15 protein-coding genes are annotated in these 15,431 nt (G+C 54.8%); 6 read left to right on the top strand and 9 right to left on the bottom strand.

Annotated elements, in window-relative coordinates:
- Nucleotides 1–114: 114 nt before the first annotated feature.
- Entirely contained in the window at nucleotides 115–1,329 is a 1,215-nt protein-coding gene (locus tag AB1F12_RS07710) for an NADP-dependent isocitrate dehydrogenase (protein WP_368187908.1), read from the top strand.
- Between the two features lie 101 nt (nucleotides 1,330–1,430).
- A complete protein-coding gene (locus AB1F12_RS07705) occupies nucleotides 1,431–2,048 on the top strand; it encodes a YitT family protein (protein WP_368187906.1) in 618 nt (205 codons plus the stop codon).
- On the opposite strand, the gene AB1F12_RS07700 is transcribed toward AB1F12_RS07705, so the two are convergent.
- Both AB1F12_RS07700 and AB1F12_RS07695 read right to left on the bottom strand, forming a co-directional pair.
- A complete protein-coding gene (locus AB1F12_RS07700; RefSeq protein ID WP_368187904.1) occupies nucleotides 2,014–2,814 on the bottom strand; it encodes a class II glutamine amidotransferase in 801 nt (266 codons plus the stop codon). The genes AB1F12_RS07705 and AB1F12_RS07700 overlap by 35 nt on opposite strands.
- Before the next feature lie 12 nt (nucleotides 2,815–2,826).
- Complete coding sequence (locus AB1F12_RS07695) at nucleotides 2,827–3,033, bottom strand: DUF6356 family protein (protein WP_368187901.1); 207 nt, start codon at nucleotides 3,031–3,033, stop codon at nucleotides 2,827–2,829.
- A gap of 122 nt (nucleotides 3,034–3,155) precedes the next feature.
- Here AB1F12_RS07695 and AB1F12_RS07690 point away from each other — a divergent pair, with 122 nt between their 5' ends.
- The 3 genes from AB1F12_RS07690 (at nucleotide 3,156) to typA (ending at nucleotide 5,908) form a co-directional block, all read left to right on the top strand.
- On the top strand, nucleotides 3,156–3,614 hold the full coding sequence (locus AB1F12_RS07690) for an Lrp/AsnC family transcriptional regulator (RefSeq protein WP_368187900.1): 459 nt from the start codon (nucleotides 3,156–3,158) through the stop codon (nucleotides 3,612–3,614).
- 6 nt (nucleotides 3,615–3,620) lie between these two features.
- Nucleotides 3,621–3,956, top strand: a complete 336-nt coding sequence (locus tag AB1F12_RS07685) for a multidrug efflux SMR transporter (RefSeq protein ID WP_368187897.1) — start codon at nucleotides 3,621–3,623, stop codon at nucleotides 3,954–3,956.
- 134 nt (nucleotides 3,957–4,090) lie between these two features.
- Nucleotides 4,091–5,908 carry a translational GTPase TypA gene (gene typA, locus AB1F12_RS07680; protein ID WP_368187896.1) on the top strand — a complete coding sequence of 606 codons (1,818 nt, stop codon included), beginning with the start codon at nucleotides 4,091–4,093 and terminating at the stop codon, nucleotides 5,906–5,908.
- Nucleotides 5,909–5,984: 76 nt separating this feature from the next.
- Here the strand turns inward: typA and AB1F12_RS07675 are convergent, their stop codons facing one another.
- From AB1F12_RS07675 to recA, 3 genes are all read right to left on the bottom strand, one after another.
- On the bottom strand, nucleotides 5,985–6,272 hold the full coding sequence (locus tag AB1F12_RS07675; protein WP_368187894.1) for a DUF1330 domain-containing protein: 288 nt from the start codon (nucleotides 6,270–6,272) through the stop codon (nucleotides 5,985–5,987).
- A complete protein-coding gene (gene alaS / locus AB1F12_RS07670; RefSeq protein WP_368187892.1) occupies nucleotides 6,273–8,924 on the bottom strand; it encodes an alanine--tRNA ligase in 2,652 nt (883 codons plus the stop codon).
- Between the two features lie 169 nt (nucleotides 8,925–9,093).
- Nucleotides 9,094–10,167 carry a recombinase RecA gene (gene recA / locus AB1F12_RS07665; protein ID WP_368187891.1) on the bottom strand — a complete coding sequence of 358 codons (1,074 nt, stop codon included), beginning with the start codon at nucleotides 10,165–10,167 and terminating at the stop codon, nucleotides 9,094–9,096.
- Nucleotides 10,168–10,358: 191 nt separating this feature from the next.
- Here recA and AB1F12_RS07660 point away from each other — a divergent pair, with 191 nt between their 5' ends.
- Nucleotides 10,359–10,958: a sulfotransferase family 2 domain-containing protein gene (locus AB1F12_RS07660; protein ID WP_368187888.1), complete on the top strand. Its 600-nt coding sequence runs from the start codon at nucleotides 10,359–10,361 to the stop codon at nucleotides 10,956–10,958.
- 79 nt (nucleotides 10,959–11,037) lie between these two features.
- On the opposite strand, the gene AB1F12_RS07655 is transcribed toward AB1F12_RS07660, so the two are convergent.
- The 4 genes from AB1F12_RS07655 to AB1F12_RS07640 all read right to left on the bottom strand — a co-directional run bounded on the left by AB1F12_RS07655 (nucleotide 11,038) and on the right by AB1F12_RS07640 (nucleotide 15,416).
- Nucleotides 11,038–12,303: an MFS transporter gene (locus AB1F12_RS07655; protein ID WP_368187886.1), complete on the bottom strand. Its 1,266-nt coding sequence runs from the start codon at nucleotides 12,301–12,303 to the stop codon at nucleotides 11,038–11,040.
- A gap of 135 nt (nucleotides 12,304–12,438) precedes the next feature.
- The gene (locus AB1F12_RS07650; protein ID WP_368187885.1) at nucleotides 12,439–13,224 is read right to left on the bottom strand and encodes a TIGR00266 family protein; all 786 of its coding nucleotides are present in this window, start codon (nucleotides 13,222–13,224) and stop codon (nucleotides 12,439–12,441) included.
- A 147-nt stretch (nucleotides 13,225–13,371) separates the two neighbouring features.
- Nucleotides 13,372–14,772 carry a TRAP transporter large permease gene (locus tag AB1F12_RS07645; protein ID WP_368187882.1) on the bottom strand — a complete coding sequence of 467 codons (1,401 nt, stop codon included), beginning with the start codon at nucleotides 14,770–14,772 and terminating at the stop codon, nucleotides 13,372–13,374.
- An 11-nt stretch (nucleotides 14,773–14,783) separates the two neighbouring features.
- On the bottom strand, nucleotides 14,784–15,416 hold the full coding sequence (locus AB1F12_RS07640) for a TRAP transporter small permease subunit (protein ID WP_368187881.1): 633 nt from the start codon (nucleotides 15,414–15,416) through the stop codon (nucleotides 14,784–14,786).
- Nucleotides 15,417–15,431: the final 15 nt, after the last annotated feature.

Genomic DNA, 15,431 nt, shown 5'->3' with positions numbered 1-15,431 from the left:
CCCCCGCGCTGCGATCTGAGATCACTTAATTCGTATACAATTGCATACAACGCTTCACATGGCGGCTGATTTGCGATATTTGGCGCGTAATCCGAACGCAAAAAGGGAATCCCCATGACGAAAATCAAGGTAGCGAACCCCATCGTTGAAATGGACGGCGACGAGATGACCCGCATCATCTGGCAGTTCATCAAAGACAAACTGATCCTGCCCTATCTGGATATTGACCTGCTCTATTACGATCTGGGCATTGAATCGCGCGATGCAACCGATGACCAAATCACCATCGATGCCGCTGAAAAGACAAAAGAAATCGGTGTGGCCGTCAAATGTGCGACCATCACCCCCGATGAGGCACGCGTTGAGGAATTTGGCCTGAAAAAAATGTGGCGGTCCCCCAATGGGACGATCCGCAACATTCTGGGCGGCGTTGTGTTCCGCCAGCCCATCATCTGTTCCAATGTGCCACGTCTGGTACCGGGCTGGACCAAACCGATTGTGATCGGCCGCCATGCCTATGGTGATCAATATCGCGCCACGGATATGAAATTTGACGGCCCCGGCACGCTGACGATGAAATTTGTTGGCGAAGACGGCACCGTGGATGAACGCGAAGTGTTCCAAGCGCCCAAATCCGGTGTGTTTATGGGCATGTATAATCTGGATGATTCCATCCGCGATTTTGCGCGCGCCTCGTTCAATTACGGATTGTCGCTGGGTTGGCCGGTCTATCTGTCGACTAAAAACACCATCCTCAAACAATATGACGGTCAGTTTCTGATCCTGTTCCAAGAGGTGTTTGATGCCGAATTTGCCGACAAATTCAAAGAAGCCGGGATCACCTATGAACACCGCCTGATCGACGACATGGTCGCCTGCGCGATGAAATGGAATGGCGGTTTTGTCTGGGCCTGTAAAAACTATGATGGCGACGTGCAATCCGACACTGTTGCGCAGGGCTTTGGCTCGCTTGGTTTGATGACATCACAGCTGATGACGCCAGACGGCAAAATCGTCGAAGCCGAGGCCGCCCATGGCACCGTGACCCGCCACTATCGCCAACATCAGGCGGGTCAGGCCACGTCGACCAATTCGATCGCGTCGATTTTTGCATGGACCGGTGGGCTGAAACACCGCGCCAAGCTGGACGACAATGACCAGTTGATGAATTTTGCCGATACTTTGGAAAAAGTCATCGTTGATACGGTCGAAAGCGGCTTTATGACCAAGGATCTGGCCCTGCTGGTCGGTCCGGATCAGAAATGGCTGACCACGATGGGGTTCCTCGAAAAAATCGAAGAAAACCTGAACGCGGCTTTGGCGGCGTAAATACTGTGCAAAGGGCCCAATCCTGCGGCCCTTTGCCCCTTGATGACCGTCACATTCCTTTCTGACTGGCCCTTTTCATGATTGCGCCATAGGCAAACACGATGACCCTGCTTGAACCCGCAACCCCGACCCGCCATTCCCTGATCGAAGACATTCTGGGTGTCGTCACTGGTGCTGTTTTGATGGCGCTGACCGTGCATCTGATGCGCGCGGGTGGATTGATCACCGGCCAAATCGCGGGCCTGTCCTTGGTAGGGTCCTACGCGACGGGCACATCGTTCGGTCTGATCTTCTTTGTGCTGAACTTGCCGTTTTATTGGCTGGCGATCCGCCGCATGGGCTGGGCGTTCACGATCAAAACATTCTGCGCGGTTGCGTTGCTGTCGGTTCTGACCACACTTGTTCCACATGTGTTCCTGATCAGCTATCTGCACCCCGGATTGGCCGCGATTTTGACAGGCATCACCGGGGGCGCGGGGCTGTTGATCCTGTTTCGACATGGGGCAACATTGGGCGGCATTGGCGTGATTGCGATGTATCTGCAGGACACCCGCAACATCAAAGCTGGCCATGTGCAGCTGGGGTTTGATGCGATGGTGTTTGCCTTGGCGTTTGTGTTGTTTCCGTGGGAAATGGTCGCGTGGTCACTGCTGGGCGCGGTGATCCTGAACATGGTGATTACCCTCAATCACCGACGGGATCGCTATATTGCAAAATAGGTCTAAACGGTTGAATTTCAACGTTTTCACCCTCAAAGACACAGAACGACCCGGCGGGCACTTCGATCCAGCCGCTTTCCTGTTCCAGCGGCTCTGACACCACGGCCCATCCCCGACGGCTTTCGCTCCAACGGTAATACAATGTCGGGGCAATCGTGTCTGATGAATAGCGCACAGCAAAGAGCCGTTTGCCATCAGAAAACGCCGCAGCGAGCCGGATATGAGGCGCAGCGCCATGGGTTTTTGAAAGATGCTCAAAGGTTGCGACCGCTTGTTCCATCGCCGCCAACGGCGCGGTCTGCAATCCCATTCCCACGGCCACCAAAAACAGCGCTTCGCTATCGGTGGCGCCTTTTCGATCGCCATATAGCGCATCGGGGATCAGCATATCCGCTGATTTGCGCAAAGCATCAAAGCCACCAATCTGTCCATTATGCATAAAGCTCAGACCGCCACAAACAAAGGGGTGGCAATTGTTCCGGCTGGTGGCCGTCCCGGTTGAGGCGCGCACATGGGCCAAAAACAGCCCCGAGTTCACCTGATGTGCCAGCGATTGCAGGTTTGGGTCCGACCAAGCCGGCAACACATCGCGAAATAGTCCCGGCTCCGGACGATCCCCATACCACGCAATACCAAACCCATCCGCATTGGTTGCAGTTTTACATTCCGACGCTGCGCGTGATTGTGCGATCAAGGAATGTGCCGGTGCGATCAACACATCCGACAGGTAAATATCTTGGCCCAGATAGGCCGCCCAACGGCACATGGATTTATCCCTTTACTGACCCCGATTATGGGTTTTGGCATAAAGCCGCGCCGTGATCCGGCTGGCGGTTTTTTCACATGCGGCAGGCACAAATGCATGGATCAAGGCGGCAAACGCCGCGGCAAACAACCAGAACGAAAACTTTGCCGCAAACCATGCATGTTGCAGATAGCTTTCATCGACGGCGCGGGGATGGTCCAGAAAAATGCGGTTCATCATGGGGCTGTTCCTTGGGTCATATGTGATGCTGATCCCAGTTTGCCGCAGCCACCCTGCAAAGCGATCCCAAAGATCAATCATTCAAGATTGAAATTGGGAAATTTTCCACATAAGTTTGAAATATGAGCAACATTGACACCATAGACCGACAAATCCTGCAGCAACTACAACGTGACGCCGATCAAAGTCTGGAATCACTGGGCGACGTTGTGGGCCTGTCGCGCAATGCGTGCTGGCGTCGGATCAAAGCATTAGAAGCCTCTGGAATGATCCGTAAACGGGTCGCTTTGCTCGATGCGGCCGCTTTGGGGTTGGGATTGTCCGTTTGCATTCAAATCCACGCCGCCCGGCATGACGCCGCATGGTTGCGCGATTTTGCCCGCGCGGTGCGCACCATTCCTGAAATCCAAGGGGCCTATCGCATGACCGGAGATCTGGATTATTTGATCATGGCCCGTGTCGCTGATGTGGCCGATTATGACCGTTTATACCAGCAATTGATCGAAAAAATTGATATGTCTGACGTGTCCGCCAGCTTTGTGATGGAAGAGCTCAAAGACACGACCGAACTTCCTTTGTAACGGATTGTGCCCATGCCTTATATCTTGCTTTTCTTTGCTGTTGTCGCGGAAACCATTGGCACAACCGCGCTTCAGGCCAGCCAACAATTCACCCGGATAGGGCCCAGTATCGTGGTTGTGATTGCCTATGGGTTGGCGTTCTATTTGTTGGGCATGACGCTGAAATTCATGCCGGTTGGCATCGTTTATGCCCTCTGGTCGGGATTGGGCATCGTTTTGATCGCAGCCATCGGCGTGGTTGTTTTCAATCAAAAACTCGATCTGGCGGCCATTTTGGGACTGGTGATGATCGTGGCAGGCATCGCAGTGATCCATTTGTTTTCAAACAGCACAACCCATTAATCCCCAATCACACCACCTCCAAATCGGGGCCATTTACGACAGACTTGGTTAAAGCGGGGAAAACACCCATCCTCCCCTAGCCTTTTCTGCGCCTGCATTGTATGGGCGGCGCAAGCTTCGAGAAGGGCATCCCAATGGACATGCGTAATATTGCGATTATCGCACACGTTGACCACGGCAAAACAACGCTGGTTGACGAACTACTGAAACAATCCGGCGCGTTCCGGGAAAACCAAGCTGTGGCCGAACGGGCCATGGACAGCAACGATCTGGAACGTGAGCGCGGCATCACAATTCTGGCCAAAGCGACATCCGTCGAATGGAATGGCATGCGCATCAACATCGTTGATACGCCCGGTCACGCCGATTTCGGTGGCGAAGTTGAACGCATTCTGTCCATGGTGGACGGGGTTGTTTTGCTGGTCGACGCTGCCGAAGGTCCAATGCCACAAACCAAATTTGTGACCTCCAAGGCCCTGGGCCTGGGCCTGCGCCCCATCGTGGTTGTGAACAAAGTCGACAAACCTGATGGCGAACCTGATCGCGCATTGGACGAAGTGTTTGACCTGTTTGCGTCACTGGACGCAACGGATGAACAGCTTGATTTTCCACATCTTTATGCCTCTGGCCGGTCCGGCTGGTGTGACAAAGAACTGGATGGTCCCCGCAAAGATCTGACCGCATTGTTTGAAACAATCGTTGATCACGTCCCGGCCCCCAAACAGATCGAAGCCCGTGCCGAGCCGTTCCGCATGTTGGCCACAACATTGGGTGCAGATCCGTTTATCGGCCGTATCCTGACCGGTCGCGTCGAAAGCGGCACATTGAAAGCGGGCGAAACCGTCAAGGCTTTGTCGCGTGACGGCACCAAGATCGAACAATTCCGAGTGTCCAAAATCCTCGCCTTCCGTGGTTTGGCGCAGGCCCCGATCGACGTGGCCGAGGCAGGCGATATCGTGTCGCTGGCAGGCATGACCAAGGCAACCGTTGCCGACACGATCTGTGACGTCGCCGTCGAAGAGGCGATCCCTGCCCAACCGATCGATCCACCAACCATTTCTGTCATGTTTGGCATCAACGATTCGCCGCTTGCGGGTCGGGATGGCAAAAAAGTTCAGTCGCGCGTGATCCGCGAACGCCTGATGAAAGAAGCCGAAGTCAACGTCGCAATCAAAGTGACCGACACCGAAGGCGGTGAAGCCTTTGACGTCGCGGGTCGCGGTGAATTGCAGATGGGTGTTTTGATCGAAAACATGCGTCGCGAAGGTTTTGAACTGTCGATTTCGCGTCCTCGCGTGATTTTTCAGGAAATCGACGGCGAACGGATGGAGCCAATCGAAGAAGTCACCATCGATGTGGATGACGAATATTCCGGGACCGTGATCGAAAAACTGACCGGTTCACGCAAAGGCGATCTGGTCGAAATGCGCCCCGCTGGCGCTGGCAAAACCCGCATCGTGGCCCATGTGCCGTCGCGCGGTCTGATCGGCTATCACGGGGAATTCCTGACGGATACACGCGGATCTGGCGTGTTGAACCGGATTTTCCACGACTGGGCCCCCCACAAAGGTAAAATCCCCGGACGTCATCGCGGTGTGCTGATTTCCATGGAAAACGGCCAATCCGTGGCCTTTGCCCTGTGGAACCTTGAGGATCGCGGCAAGATGTTCATTGGCGCGCAGGCCGACGTTTATACCGGCATGATCATCGGTGAACATTCACGTGACAACGATCTGGAAGTGAACCCGTTGAAAGGCAAAAAGCTGACCAACGTGCGCGCATCCGGCACCGACGAAGCCGTGCGTCTGACCACGCCCATCACCATGTCGCTCGAAGAGGCGATTGCCTATATCGACGACGATGAATTGGTTGAGGTCACGCCAAATGTTGTCCGTCTGCGCAAGCGGTACCTGGACCCACATGAGCGTAAACGTCAGTCCCGCGCCAGCTAAGGCAAGGCGACATTTAGGAATAAAAAAGGGCCCCGATTTGGGGCCCTTTTGTTTGAGTGTTTAAACCGACAAAAACCTATTCTGTGGTTTCCACGATCATCAATTCCCGTTCTGATGCGCCGCGTGCATGATCCAGCGCCTCTTGGTATTCTGGGCTGTGATAGCAGGCTTCTGCGGCTTCGACGCTGTCGAATTTCGCCACAACATTGCGCGGACGTTCACGCCCTTCAAGTTGCACAAACCGGCCCGCGCGGGCAATAAAATGCCCGCCATGTTTGGCAATCGCCGGCCCCGCCAATTCGGCGTATTTGGCATAAGATTCCGCATCCGTCACGGTCACATTTGCAATCCAAAGTGCAGGCATTTAACCCTCCAATACTTTTTCGGCAGCCGCGATTGCGGCCGGTGCGTTGCTGGCATCTGATCCGCCGCCTTGGGCCATATCAGGGCGACCGCCGCCGCCTTTGCCACCCAGTTCAGGTGTCGCAGCGCGCAGGATATCCACGGCAGATACTTTGTCCGTTAAATCAGCGGTGACACCGGCGGCCACAGCGGCTTTGCCATTGGCATCCGCGATCAACAACACCGCACCTGATCCCATTTCTGCTTTGATCCCGTCAATCAAGGCGGGCAAATCTTTGCCGGTCACACCAGATAAAACCTGTGCGCGGAACGGGATACCGTTGATGGTTTTGGTTTCCGGGGCTGCGGTCGCTCCGCCTGACATCGCCAGTTCGCGACGCAATTGTGCCACCTCGTTGGTCAGGGATTTGCGCTCTTCCATCAGGGCTTTGACCCGGTCAGGAACATCTGCCGCCGCCGTTTTCAGCACCGCAGCCGTTTCGGCCAATGTCGTGTCTTTGGCGGCCAAATAATCCAACGCCGCCTGCCCAGTCAGTGCCTCGATCCGGCGCACACCTGCGGATGATGCACTGTCGCCCAGCGATACAAAGGCACCGATATCGCCGGTTTGCCGCACATGGGTCCCGCCACACAATTCCAGCGAATAGGTGTTGCCATCCGCGCCTTTGCCGGTTGGCGCGTGGCCCATGGACACAACGCGTACCTCGTCGCCATATTTTTCACCGAACAAGGCCTGCGCACCGATTGCGCGCGCATCGTCCGGCGTCATAATCCGGGTTTCAACAGCGGTGTTTTGACGGATCATGGCGTTCACTTCGGCCTCGATCTGTTTCAGATCAGCCGCAGACACCGCCTGGCCATGGGAAAAATCAAACCGCAGCCGATCCGGCGCATTCAACGATCCCTTTTGGGCCACATGATCCCCCAGCGCATTGCGCAATGCTTCGTGCAACAAATGGGTCGCAGAATGGTTGGCGCGGATGTTGCTGCGACGGTCGTGGTCCACGATCAATTCGGCGCCCTGCCCGGTTGTGATTTCGCCCTCGGTCACGGTGGCGATATGCAGGAACAGGCCTTCGATCTTTTTGGTGTCGGTCACGTTTGCCACGCCGCCATCGACCTTAATCTGGCCCATATCGCCGACCTGACCACCGGATTCACCGTAAAACGGCGTCTGATTCAGCACGATCTGAACGCTGTCCCCCGCCTTGGCACTGGGAACAATCGCGCCGTCAGCGACAATAGCCTGCACCTGACCTTCGGCCTTTTCGGTTTCGTAACCCAGAAAATCCGTCGCGCCATGTTTATCCGCAATGTCGTAATAAACTTTGACGTCTTCGGCTTGGCCTAGCCCGATACCACCCGCGCGGGATTGTTCTTTTTGCGCTTTCATGGCGCTGTCAAACCCGTCAATGTCCACTTCGATGCCTTTGGACCGCAACGCATCCTGCGTCAAATCCAGCGGGAAACCATAGGTGTCATAGAGCTTAAACGCTGCTTCGCCCGGCAGATTTGCACCATCGGCCAGACCGGACACTTCGTCATCCAGCAATTTCAGCCCGCGATCCAGCGTGGTACGGAACCGGGTTTCTTCTTGCAGCAATGTCTCTTCGATCAGGCGCTGACCTTGGGCCAGTTCCGGATAGGCTGCGCCCATCTGCTGAACCAACGCCGGCACCAATTTGTGCATGATCGGGTCCTTGGCGCCCAACAGCGATGCCTGCCGCATGGCGCGTCGCATGATCCGCCGCAGCACATAGCCACGCCCCTCATTCGAGGGCAGAACACCTTCGGCAATTAGGAACGATGTCGACCGCAGATGATCGGCAATCACGCGATGATGCACGTTTTGATCGCCAAACGGGTCGGTGTTGGTGGCATGCGCCGACGCTTCGATCAACGCGCGGAACAGATCGGTTTGGTAATTGTCATGACTGCCCTGCAGCAGCGCGGCCACCCGTTCCAGCCCCATGCCCGTGTCGATGGATTGCATGTCCAGCGCCTTCATCGAGCCATCTTCGAACTGTTCGTTCTGCATGAACACAACGTTCCAGATTTCAATAAACCGGTCGCCGTCTTCGTCCGCAGAGCCCGGAGGGCCACCCCAAATGTGATCGCCATGATCAAAGAAAATCTCGGTACATGGACCACAAGGACCGGTTGGGCCCATCTGCCAGAAATTGTCTGATGTCGCGATCCGAATGATGCGATCCTCGGGCACGCCGAGCTTTTTCCAAATTTCGAACGCTTCATCATCTGTGTGATAAACCGTTGTCAACAAACGATCTTTGTCGATGCCAAATTCCTTGGTGATCAATTCCCACGCGAACGGAATAGCGTCGTTTTTAAAGTAATCGCCAAATGAAAAGTTGCCCAGCATTTCGAAAAATGTGTGGTGACGGGCGGTGTAGCCCACATTGTCCAGATCGTTATGTTTGCCCCCTGCGCGCACACATTTTTGAGATGTGGTTGCGCGCTGATAGTCGCGGGTTTCGACGCCGGTAAACAGGTTTTTGAACTGTACCATACCCGAATTGGTGAACATCAACGTGGGATCGTTGCGCGGCACCAAAGGCGATGAATCAACGATCTGATGGCCGTTTTTTTCAAAGTAATTCAAAAAGGTTGTGCGGATATCTGCAAGGCTGGTCATGAGGGTCCTTTGGGAACGGCGTCCATTTGGGCGATATGGGCAAAGACTGGCCAGAAATCTGGCGTTTCTACAAATTTAGCCCCCCGTCCGCCCATCGTCCAGCCAGAACGGCAAAAGGCCGGGAAAACCCCGGCCTTTCACGTCATTTTGTTGATTATTCAACGGTGGGTTACGCTTCGACGACGTCGTCACCTTCACCGATTGGCGGCGCATCAAAGTCCAACCCATGCGCCGCACGGATCTGATCTTCGATTTCATAGGCCATCTGTTTGTTTTCGCGCAGGAAAGTTTTGGCGTTTTCACGCCCCTGCCCGATCCGTTCATCGCCATAGCTGAACCACGATCCCGCCTTTTCGACGACGCCAGCTTTGACGCCCAGATCCAGCAATTCACCCATTTTGGAAATGCCTTCGCCATACATGATGTCGAATTCCACCTGTTTGAACGGCGGCGCAACCTTGTTTTTCACGACTTTCACGCGGGTTTGGTTGCCCACAACTTCGTCGCGATCCTTTAGGGCACCGATGCGGCGGATATCCAAACGCACCGAGCTGTAGAATTTCAGCGCGTTGCCCCCGGTGGTGGTTTCGGGCGAGCCAAACATCACACCGATTTTCATCCGAATTTGGTTGATAAAGACCACGGTGCAATTGGTGCGGTTGATCGACCCGGTCAATTTACGCATCGCTTGCGACATCAGACGGGCATGCACCCCGACCGAGCTGTCGCCCATATCACCTTCGAGTTCGGATTTTGGCGTCAGCGCAGCCACGGAATCGACGATCACCATTGAAACGGCGCCGGAACGCACCAAAGTGTCCACGATTTCAAGCGCTTGTTCACCGGTGTCGGGCTGCGAAATCAGCAACTCGTCCAGGTTCACACCCAGCTTTTTGGCGTATTGCGGGTCCAGCGCATGTTCCGCATCCACAAAGGCGCAAACGCCGCCTTTTTTCTGTTCCTCTGCCAGACAATGCAATGTCAGCGTGGTTTTACCGGAACTTTCTGGACCGTAAATTTCAACAATTCGCCCTTTGGGAATGCCGCCAATCCCCAGAGCGATATCCAGCCCCAAAGATCCGGTTGAGGTCGCTTCGATTTCCTGCAAGGCGTTTTCGCCGCCCAGCTTCATAATCGAGCCTTTACCAAATTGACGTTCAATTTGCGCCAGGGCCGAATCGAGGGCCTTCTGTTTGTCTGCGCCTGCTTTATCTTTCATATTGAAAAGCTCTGCCGTTGCCATGTTCGCTTCCTTATCCCACACCCCGACGGGGGCAGCAATCGCCGCTTTGTTCTGCGATTGTTCTCAATTGTTATGAGATCAAAACGAGAACATTTCAAGTTAATTTTTCCTCAATTAGCTTCCCCCAAACATGGTTAAAGAGTAGTTTACATATTGAAAACGCCCCTAACCTACGAAAGGCGCTGCATAATATGTTGGTTTTTTGGGATCAAAAGCTGGTGATATTGTCGATTCCTAAAACAGGAACAACCGCATTAATGGCCGCGCTGGAACACAAAGCCGCAATGGTTTTGCGCAATCCGCCCCATCTGAAACATTCGCCCGTGTATCGATACCGGCGATTCCTAAAGCCGTTTTTCAAACAGGCCGGTGGTCTGGATCCGGAAACTTTGGCGGTCATTCGCGATCCGGTTAGCCGGTTGAGTTCCTGGTACCGATATCGCCACCGCGACGATCTGGACGGGCATCCCAATTCGACCAAAGGGGTCAATTTTGATGAATTTGTGGATGCCTATTGCCGCGGTAACCGCCCACCTTATGCAGATATAGGGTCCCAAACCCGGTTTTTGACTGATAAAGACGGCAATTTGGGCGTCGATCATCTGTTTCAATACGAACAGATGGACAAATTGATTGCTTTTCTTGAGGATCGACTGGAAATGTCCATTTCTCTGCCGCAGCGCAATGTGTCGCCGAAAATGGACACACCGCTTTCTGCGAAAACCTTAGCCAAATTTGAACGCAAACATAGCGAAGAATTTGAGCTGTGGCACCAAGCGCAAAAGGCATAACGCGGGGGCATGCTGTTCAGTTGGACATTGGAACCGCGTAACAGCATGTGCCTGCGGATTGAAATGCCAATGTGGTCATTTAGGGCATGCGCGGCCAATGGTGGTGCAGATCATCTATGACTATCGGATGGTGATGCGGCCCTGCCCCCTGTAAATGTGGGTGATCAGGCGCCAATTCCGGATGAGCATGGGCCGGGCTTTGATCCAAATTTCCATGCCAAACCATCAGGGCGATGCCAATCCCGATTGCCCCGACACATGCCAATCCGATCAATGCGGCTGAGGTTCCAAGCCCGGTCATCAAAACGCCCGCCAGCGGATAGGTGATCAGCCAACACATATGCGACAGTGCAAATTGCGCGGCAAAAACAGCGCTGCGATCTTCGATATGGGCGGACCGGCGCAGCAACCGGCCAGATGGGGTCATGACGGCTGAAAACCCCATTCCAATTCCGGCCCAACTGATCAATAGATAGCCCCAAGTCAGACCGCTCACAAATGACGATATCAGCAACATCACAAGTGAGCACAAAGCCCCGACCGCGCCCCAGATCATGACATTGCGGTCGGCCCAATGACGCAAGCCCATCGGCAGGATCAGCGCAATCAGCATTGATCCCCCGCCAAATGCAGCGATGGCAAATGCGACATGTTGCTGGGACAGATGCAAATCCTGCTGAACCAACACAACGGTATTAACCAGAACCATTGCGGCAATCGCAGCGATGGACAGGTTCAGGGCCAATAGGCCCCGCAACCGCGGGGTCGCCAGATAAATTCGCGAACCACGTGTCAGCCGGTCCTTAAATGATCGAGCAGGCTGTGTTGCGATACTGGGAATGCTCACCGATTTTATCAGCAGGGCCGAGGCGATAAACCCAACCCCCGTGAGGATAAACAACCCAACAGGTGGTAGTAAAAACAACAGCATAGCTGCCAGAACCGGGCTGATCAGGCTTTCTAGATCATAGGCCAATCGCGACAGGGATAGGGCTTGGGTATAGGTGTCTTCGTCGGTTAGAATATCGGGGATTGTGGCCTGAAACGTTGGGGTGAATCCCGCTGATGCGGCCTGCATCAAAAATATCAGCCCGTAGATTTGCCATGTATCTGTGGCAAAAAACAGCCCCGCGACGGCCAGGGCACGCATGATATCCAGCGCGATCAAAACCTGTCGCCGTGGCAGATGCCCCAACACCCCTTGGGCCAAGGGCGCGACAAAGACATAGGCCAGCATTTTGATCGTCAGGACCGTCGCCAATACACGCGCGGCCCGGTCAGGTGCCAAATCAAACGCCATCAGGGCCAGCGCGACACTGGCCAGCCCCGTGCCGAGCAACGCCAAGATTTGCGCAGCAAAAAGGCACCTAAAAATGGGATGTGACAGGGCCAATATCATGTGCCGAGTTGAAGCGGAAATGCCCCCCAAGTCCAGCGTGTTTTAAAGCCCTGTCAGGATCAGTTAGGATCGAATTGTCGGTTAATTGTCCCCGAACAGATCCCCCAGCCCGCCCAGAACAGACCCTTCGCCTTTGCTGCCTCCGATGCTGCCTGCTTGTAGCACGCGGTTGGCCAGACGCGAAAATGGCAAGCTTTGAAGATACACGGTGCCGGGGCCGCGCAACGTCGCCAGAAACAGGCCTTCGCCGCCAAACACCATGGATTTCAGATTGCCCGCGCGTTCGATGTCATAATCCACGCCTGCGGTGAACGCCGCGATACAGCCCGTATCAACACGCAGGGTTTCGCCTGCGCGCAATTCACGCCGGATCACCGTGCCGCCCACATGCACAAAGGCCATGCCGTCACCGCGCAGGCGTTGCAGGATGAACCCTTCGCCGCCAAAAAACCCAGCGCCGAGCTTTTTCTGAAAGGCAATATCCGTGCGCGTGCCAAAGGCCGCACATAAAAACGCATCCTTTTGACAGATCAGTTCGCCGCCCATTTCGGCCATATCAATCGGGATAATTTTGCCCGGATAAGGGGCTGCAAACGCGACACGTTTTTTGCCCTGCCCCTGATTGCTAAAATGGGTGAGGAAAATGCTTTCGCCGGTCAGCACCCGTTTGCCCACATTCATCAACGCGCCCATCACGCCTTTGGTTGGGGTGGTGCCATCGCCCATTTTGCTCTCAAAGGCGATGCCGTCTTCCATGTAATTCATCGCGCCCGCTTCGGCGATCACGGTTTCGCTGGGGTCCAGTTCAACCTCGACGATCTGCATATCGTCGCCAAAAATTTCAAAATCAACTTCGTGACAATTCATGTTTTGCTCCTTTAAATACTGGACCATTAGATAAGGATGCTGGGGTCATTCGAAAACCCACCTGCGCAAACATATTGAATTGATACAGAAAAACGGCGCAAACCTGCCAGTTCACGCCGTTTCGGTTCTATCGGTCTGTTCGTTTTGTCAGACTTGGGATGGCAACCACAACACAATCGCCGGGAACGCGACCAGCAACCCGATGGTGATGGCATCTGCGATGAAAAACGGCGTCACGCCTTTGAACACGTCCTGCACGCTTAGGTCATCGCGCACGCCCGCCACCACAAAGCAGTTCAACCCAATGGGTGGTGTGATCAGACAGAATTCCGCCATTTTCACCACCAGAATCCCAAACCAGATTGCACACATCGGCCCCGACATCCCAAAGGTGGAATCGATCGCCGCCACATCAGCGCCGCCATTTAGCGCCATGACCGCCGGATACACCACCGGCAATGTCAGCAACAGCATGCCAATCGCATCCATGAACATACCCAGCACCGCATAGGCCAACAGGATGCAGATCAGGATCAACATGGGCGACATGGTCAGGGACGTGATCCAATCGGAAAACGCGGCGGGTAATTGCGCAAAGCCAAGGAACCGAACATAGATCAGCACGCCCCAAATGATGGTGAAAATCATCACGCTCAGCTTGGCGGTTTCCAGCAAGGCATCGCGCAGCTGTTTCCAACGCATCCCTTGATATAGCGCCATCAAGAATACGACAAAGGCCCCGATTGCGCCGCCTTCGGTGGGCGTGCCCCATGCATCGCCGCCAAATGGGTTGTAGACAAAGAAAATGATCGTCACGACAACAAACACAATCGGCAATGCGGGGGGCAAAGACATAAACCGTTCGCGCCACGTAAACCCGGATACGGGCGGGCCGAAGCCTTTGATTGTCATGGCCATTCCGATGATCAACAGCCCATAGATCAGCGCGGAAAAGGCGCCGGGAATAAACCCAGCCAACAGCAATTTGCCCACATCCTGTTCCACGATAATCGCATAGATCACCAAGATCGCCGACGGCGGGATCAGCGACGCCAATGTCCCCCCCGCCGCGACAACACCTGCCGCAAAACGTTTGTCATATCCCAGCGCCAGCATTTCCGGGATCGCGATCCGTGCAAACACCGCAGATGTGGCCACAGATGCGCCAGACACGGCCGCAAATCCAGCCGTGGCAAACACCGTGGACACAGCCAACCCGCCCGGCACCCAAGCCAGCCAACGTTTGGCGGCTTCAAACAGGGCTTTGGTCAGGCCCGCGTAATAGGCCAGATACCCGATCAGGATAAAGGTCGGGATCAGGCTGAGCGCTTGGGACGATACCTTGGAATGTGGCACCTGCCCTGCGGTTTTCACCGCCACGGTCACAGCTTTGCCAAAGCGGCCCGGATCATAGCCAAATTTTGCCCAGAAAATCCAGATCAGGCCGATCATGCCTGCCATGCCCGCAGCAAAGGCCACACGCATCCCCAGCACCACAAAGACCAGCAACCCACCCGAAACAATCAGGCCAATTTCAATCGGTTCCATATTCATTCACCCTAAGAATCATGGCCCGAGACTTGCTCGGCTTCCATTGCGGCTTGTTTTGCGGCATTGGCGATCATCGGCACGGCCACGGGGGTTTCTTCGTTGCGGATAAACGCGCGCCCATAGGCCCAAACCTGTAGGACCAGTCGCAGGCACAACACGCCAAACGCAACCGGCGCCAGTAATTTGGCCGGCCATAGCGGCAATGCGATATCCATCGAACTGTCGCGGCTCCACAAGGGGGCAGAAAAATCAAAGCTGCGGGCAAAATGCGCCCAGCTGCCCCAGACCAGCAGCACCATCAGCAGCAAAATCGCCAAGGTTGTGATCAATTCGACCAGCCATAATGTGCGCCCGCGCAGCGCGCCGACAACCATATCCATACGAATATGCCCCCCGTCACGCTGGGTAAAGGCGATGCCCATAAACGCGATCAACGGCATGGCCTGTTCGATCCAGTCCACATATCCCGGCAGCGGGCTTCCTAACAGGTTGCGCCCGCCCACAGATACTACCGCCAAAATCATCAGCGAAAACACCGCCAACCCCGACATCAGGGCCATGACGCCTTCGATGCGGTATAAATGTCTGTCAATTTTACTAAGAACACTGTCGTCAGACAGAACCAGAGATGATCCAGCCATGGCGGATCTCCTTTC

Source organism: Aestuariibius sp. HNIBRBA575 (genome assembly GCF_040932005.1).
Lineage (GTDB): Bacteria > Pseudomonadota > Alphaproteobacteria > Rhodobacterales > Rhodobacteraceae > CANLNM01.
This window is presented reverse-complemented; position numbering and strand designations above follow the sequence as displayed.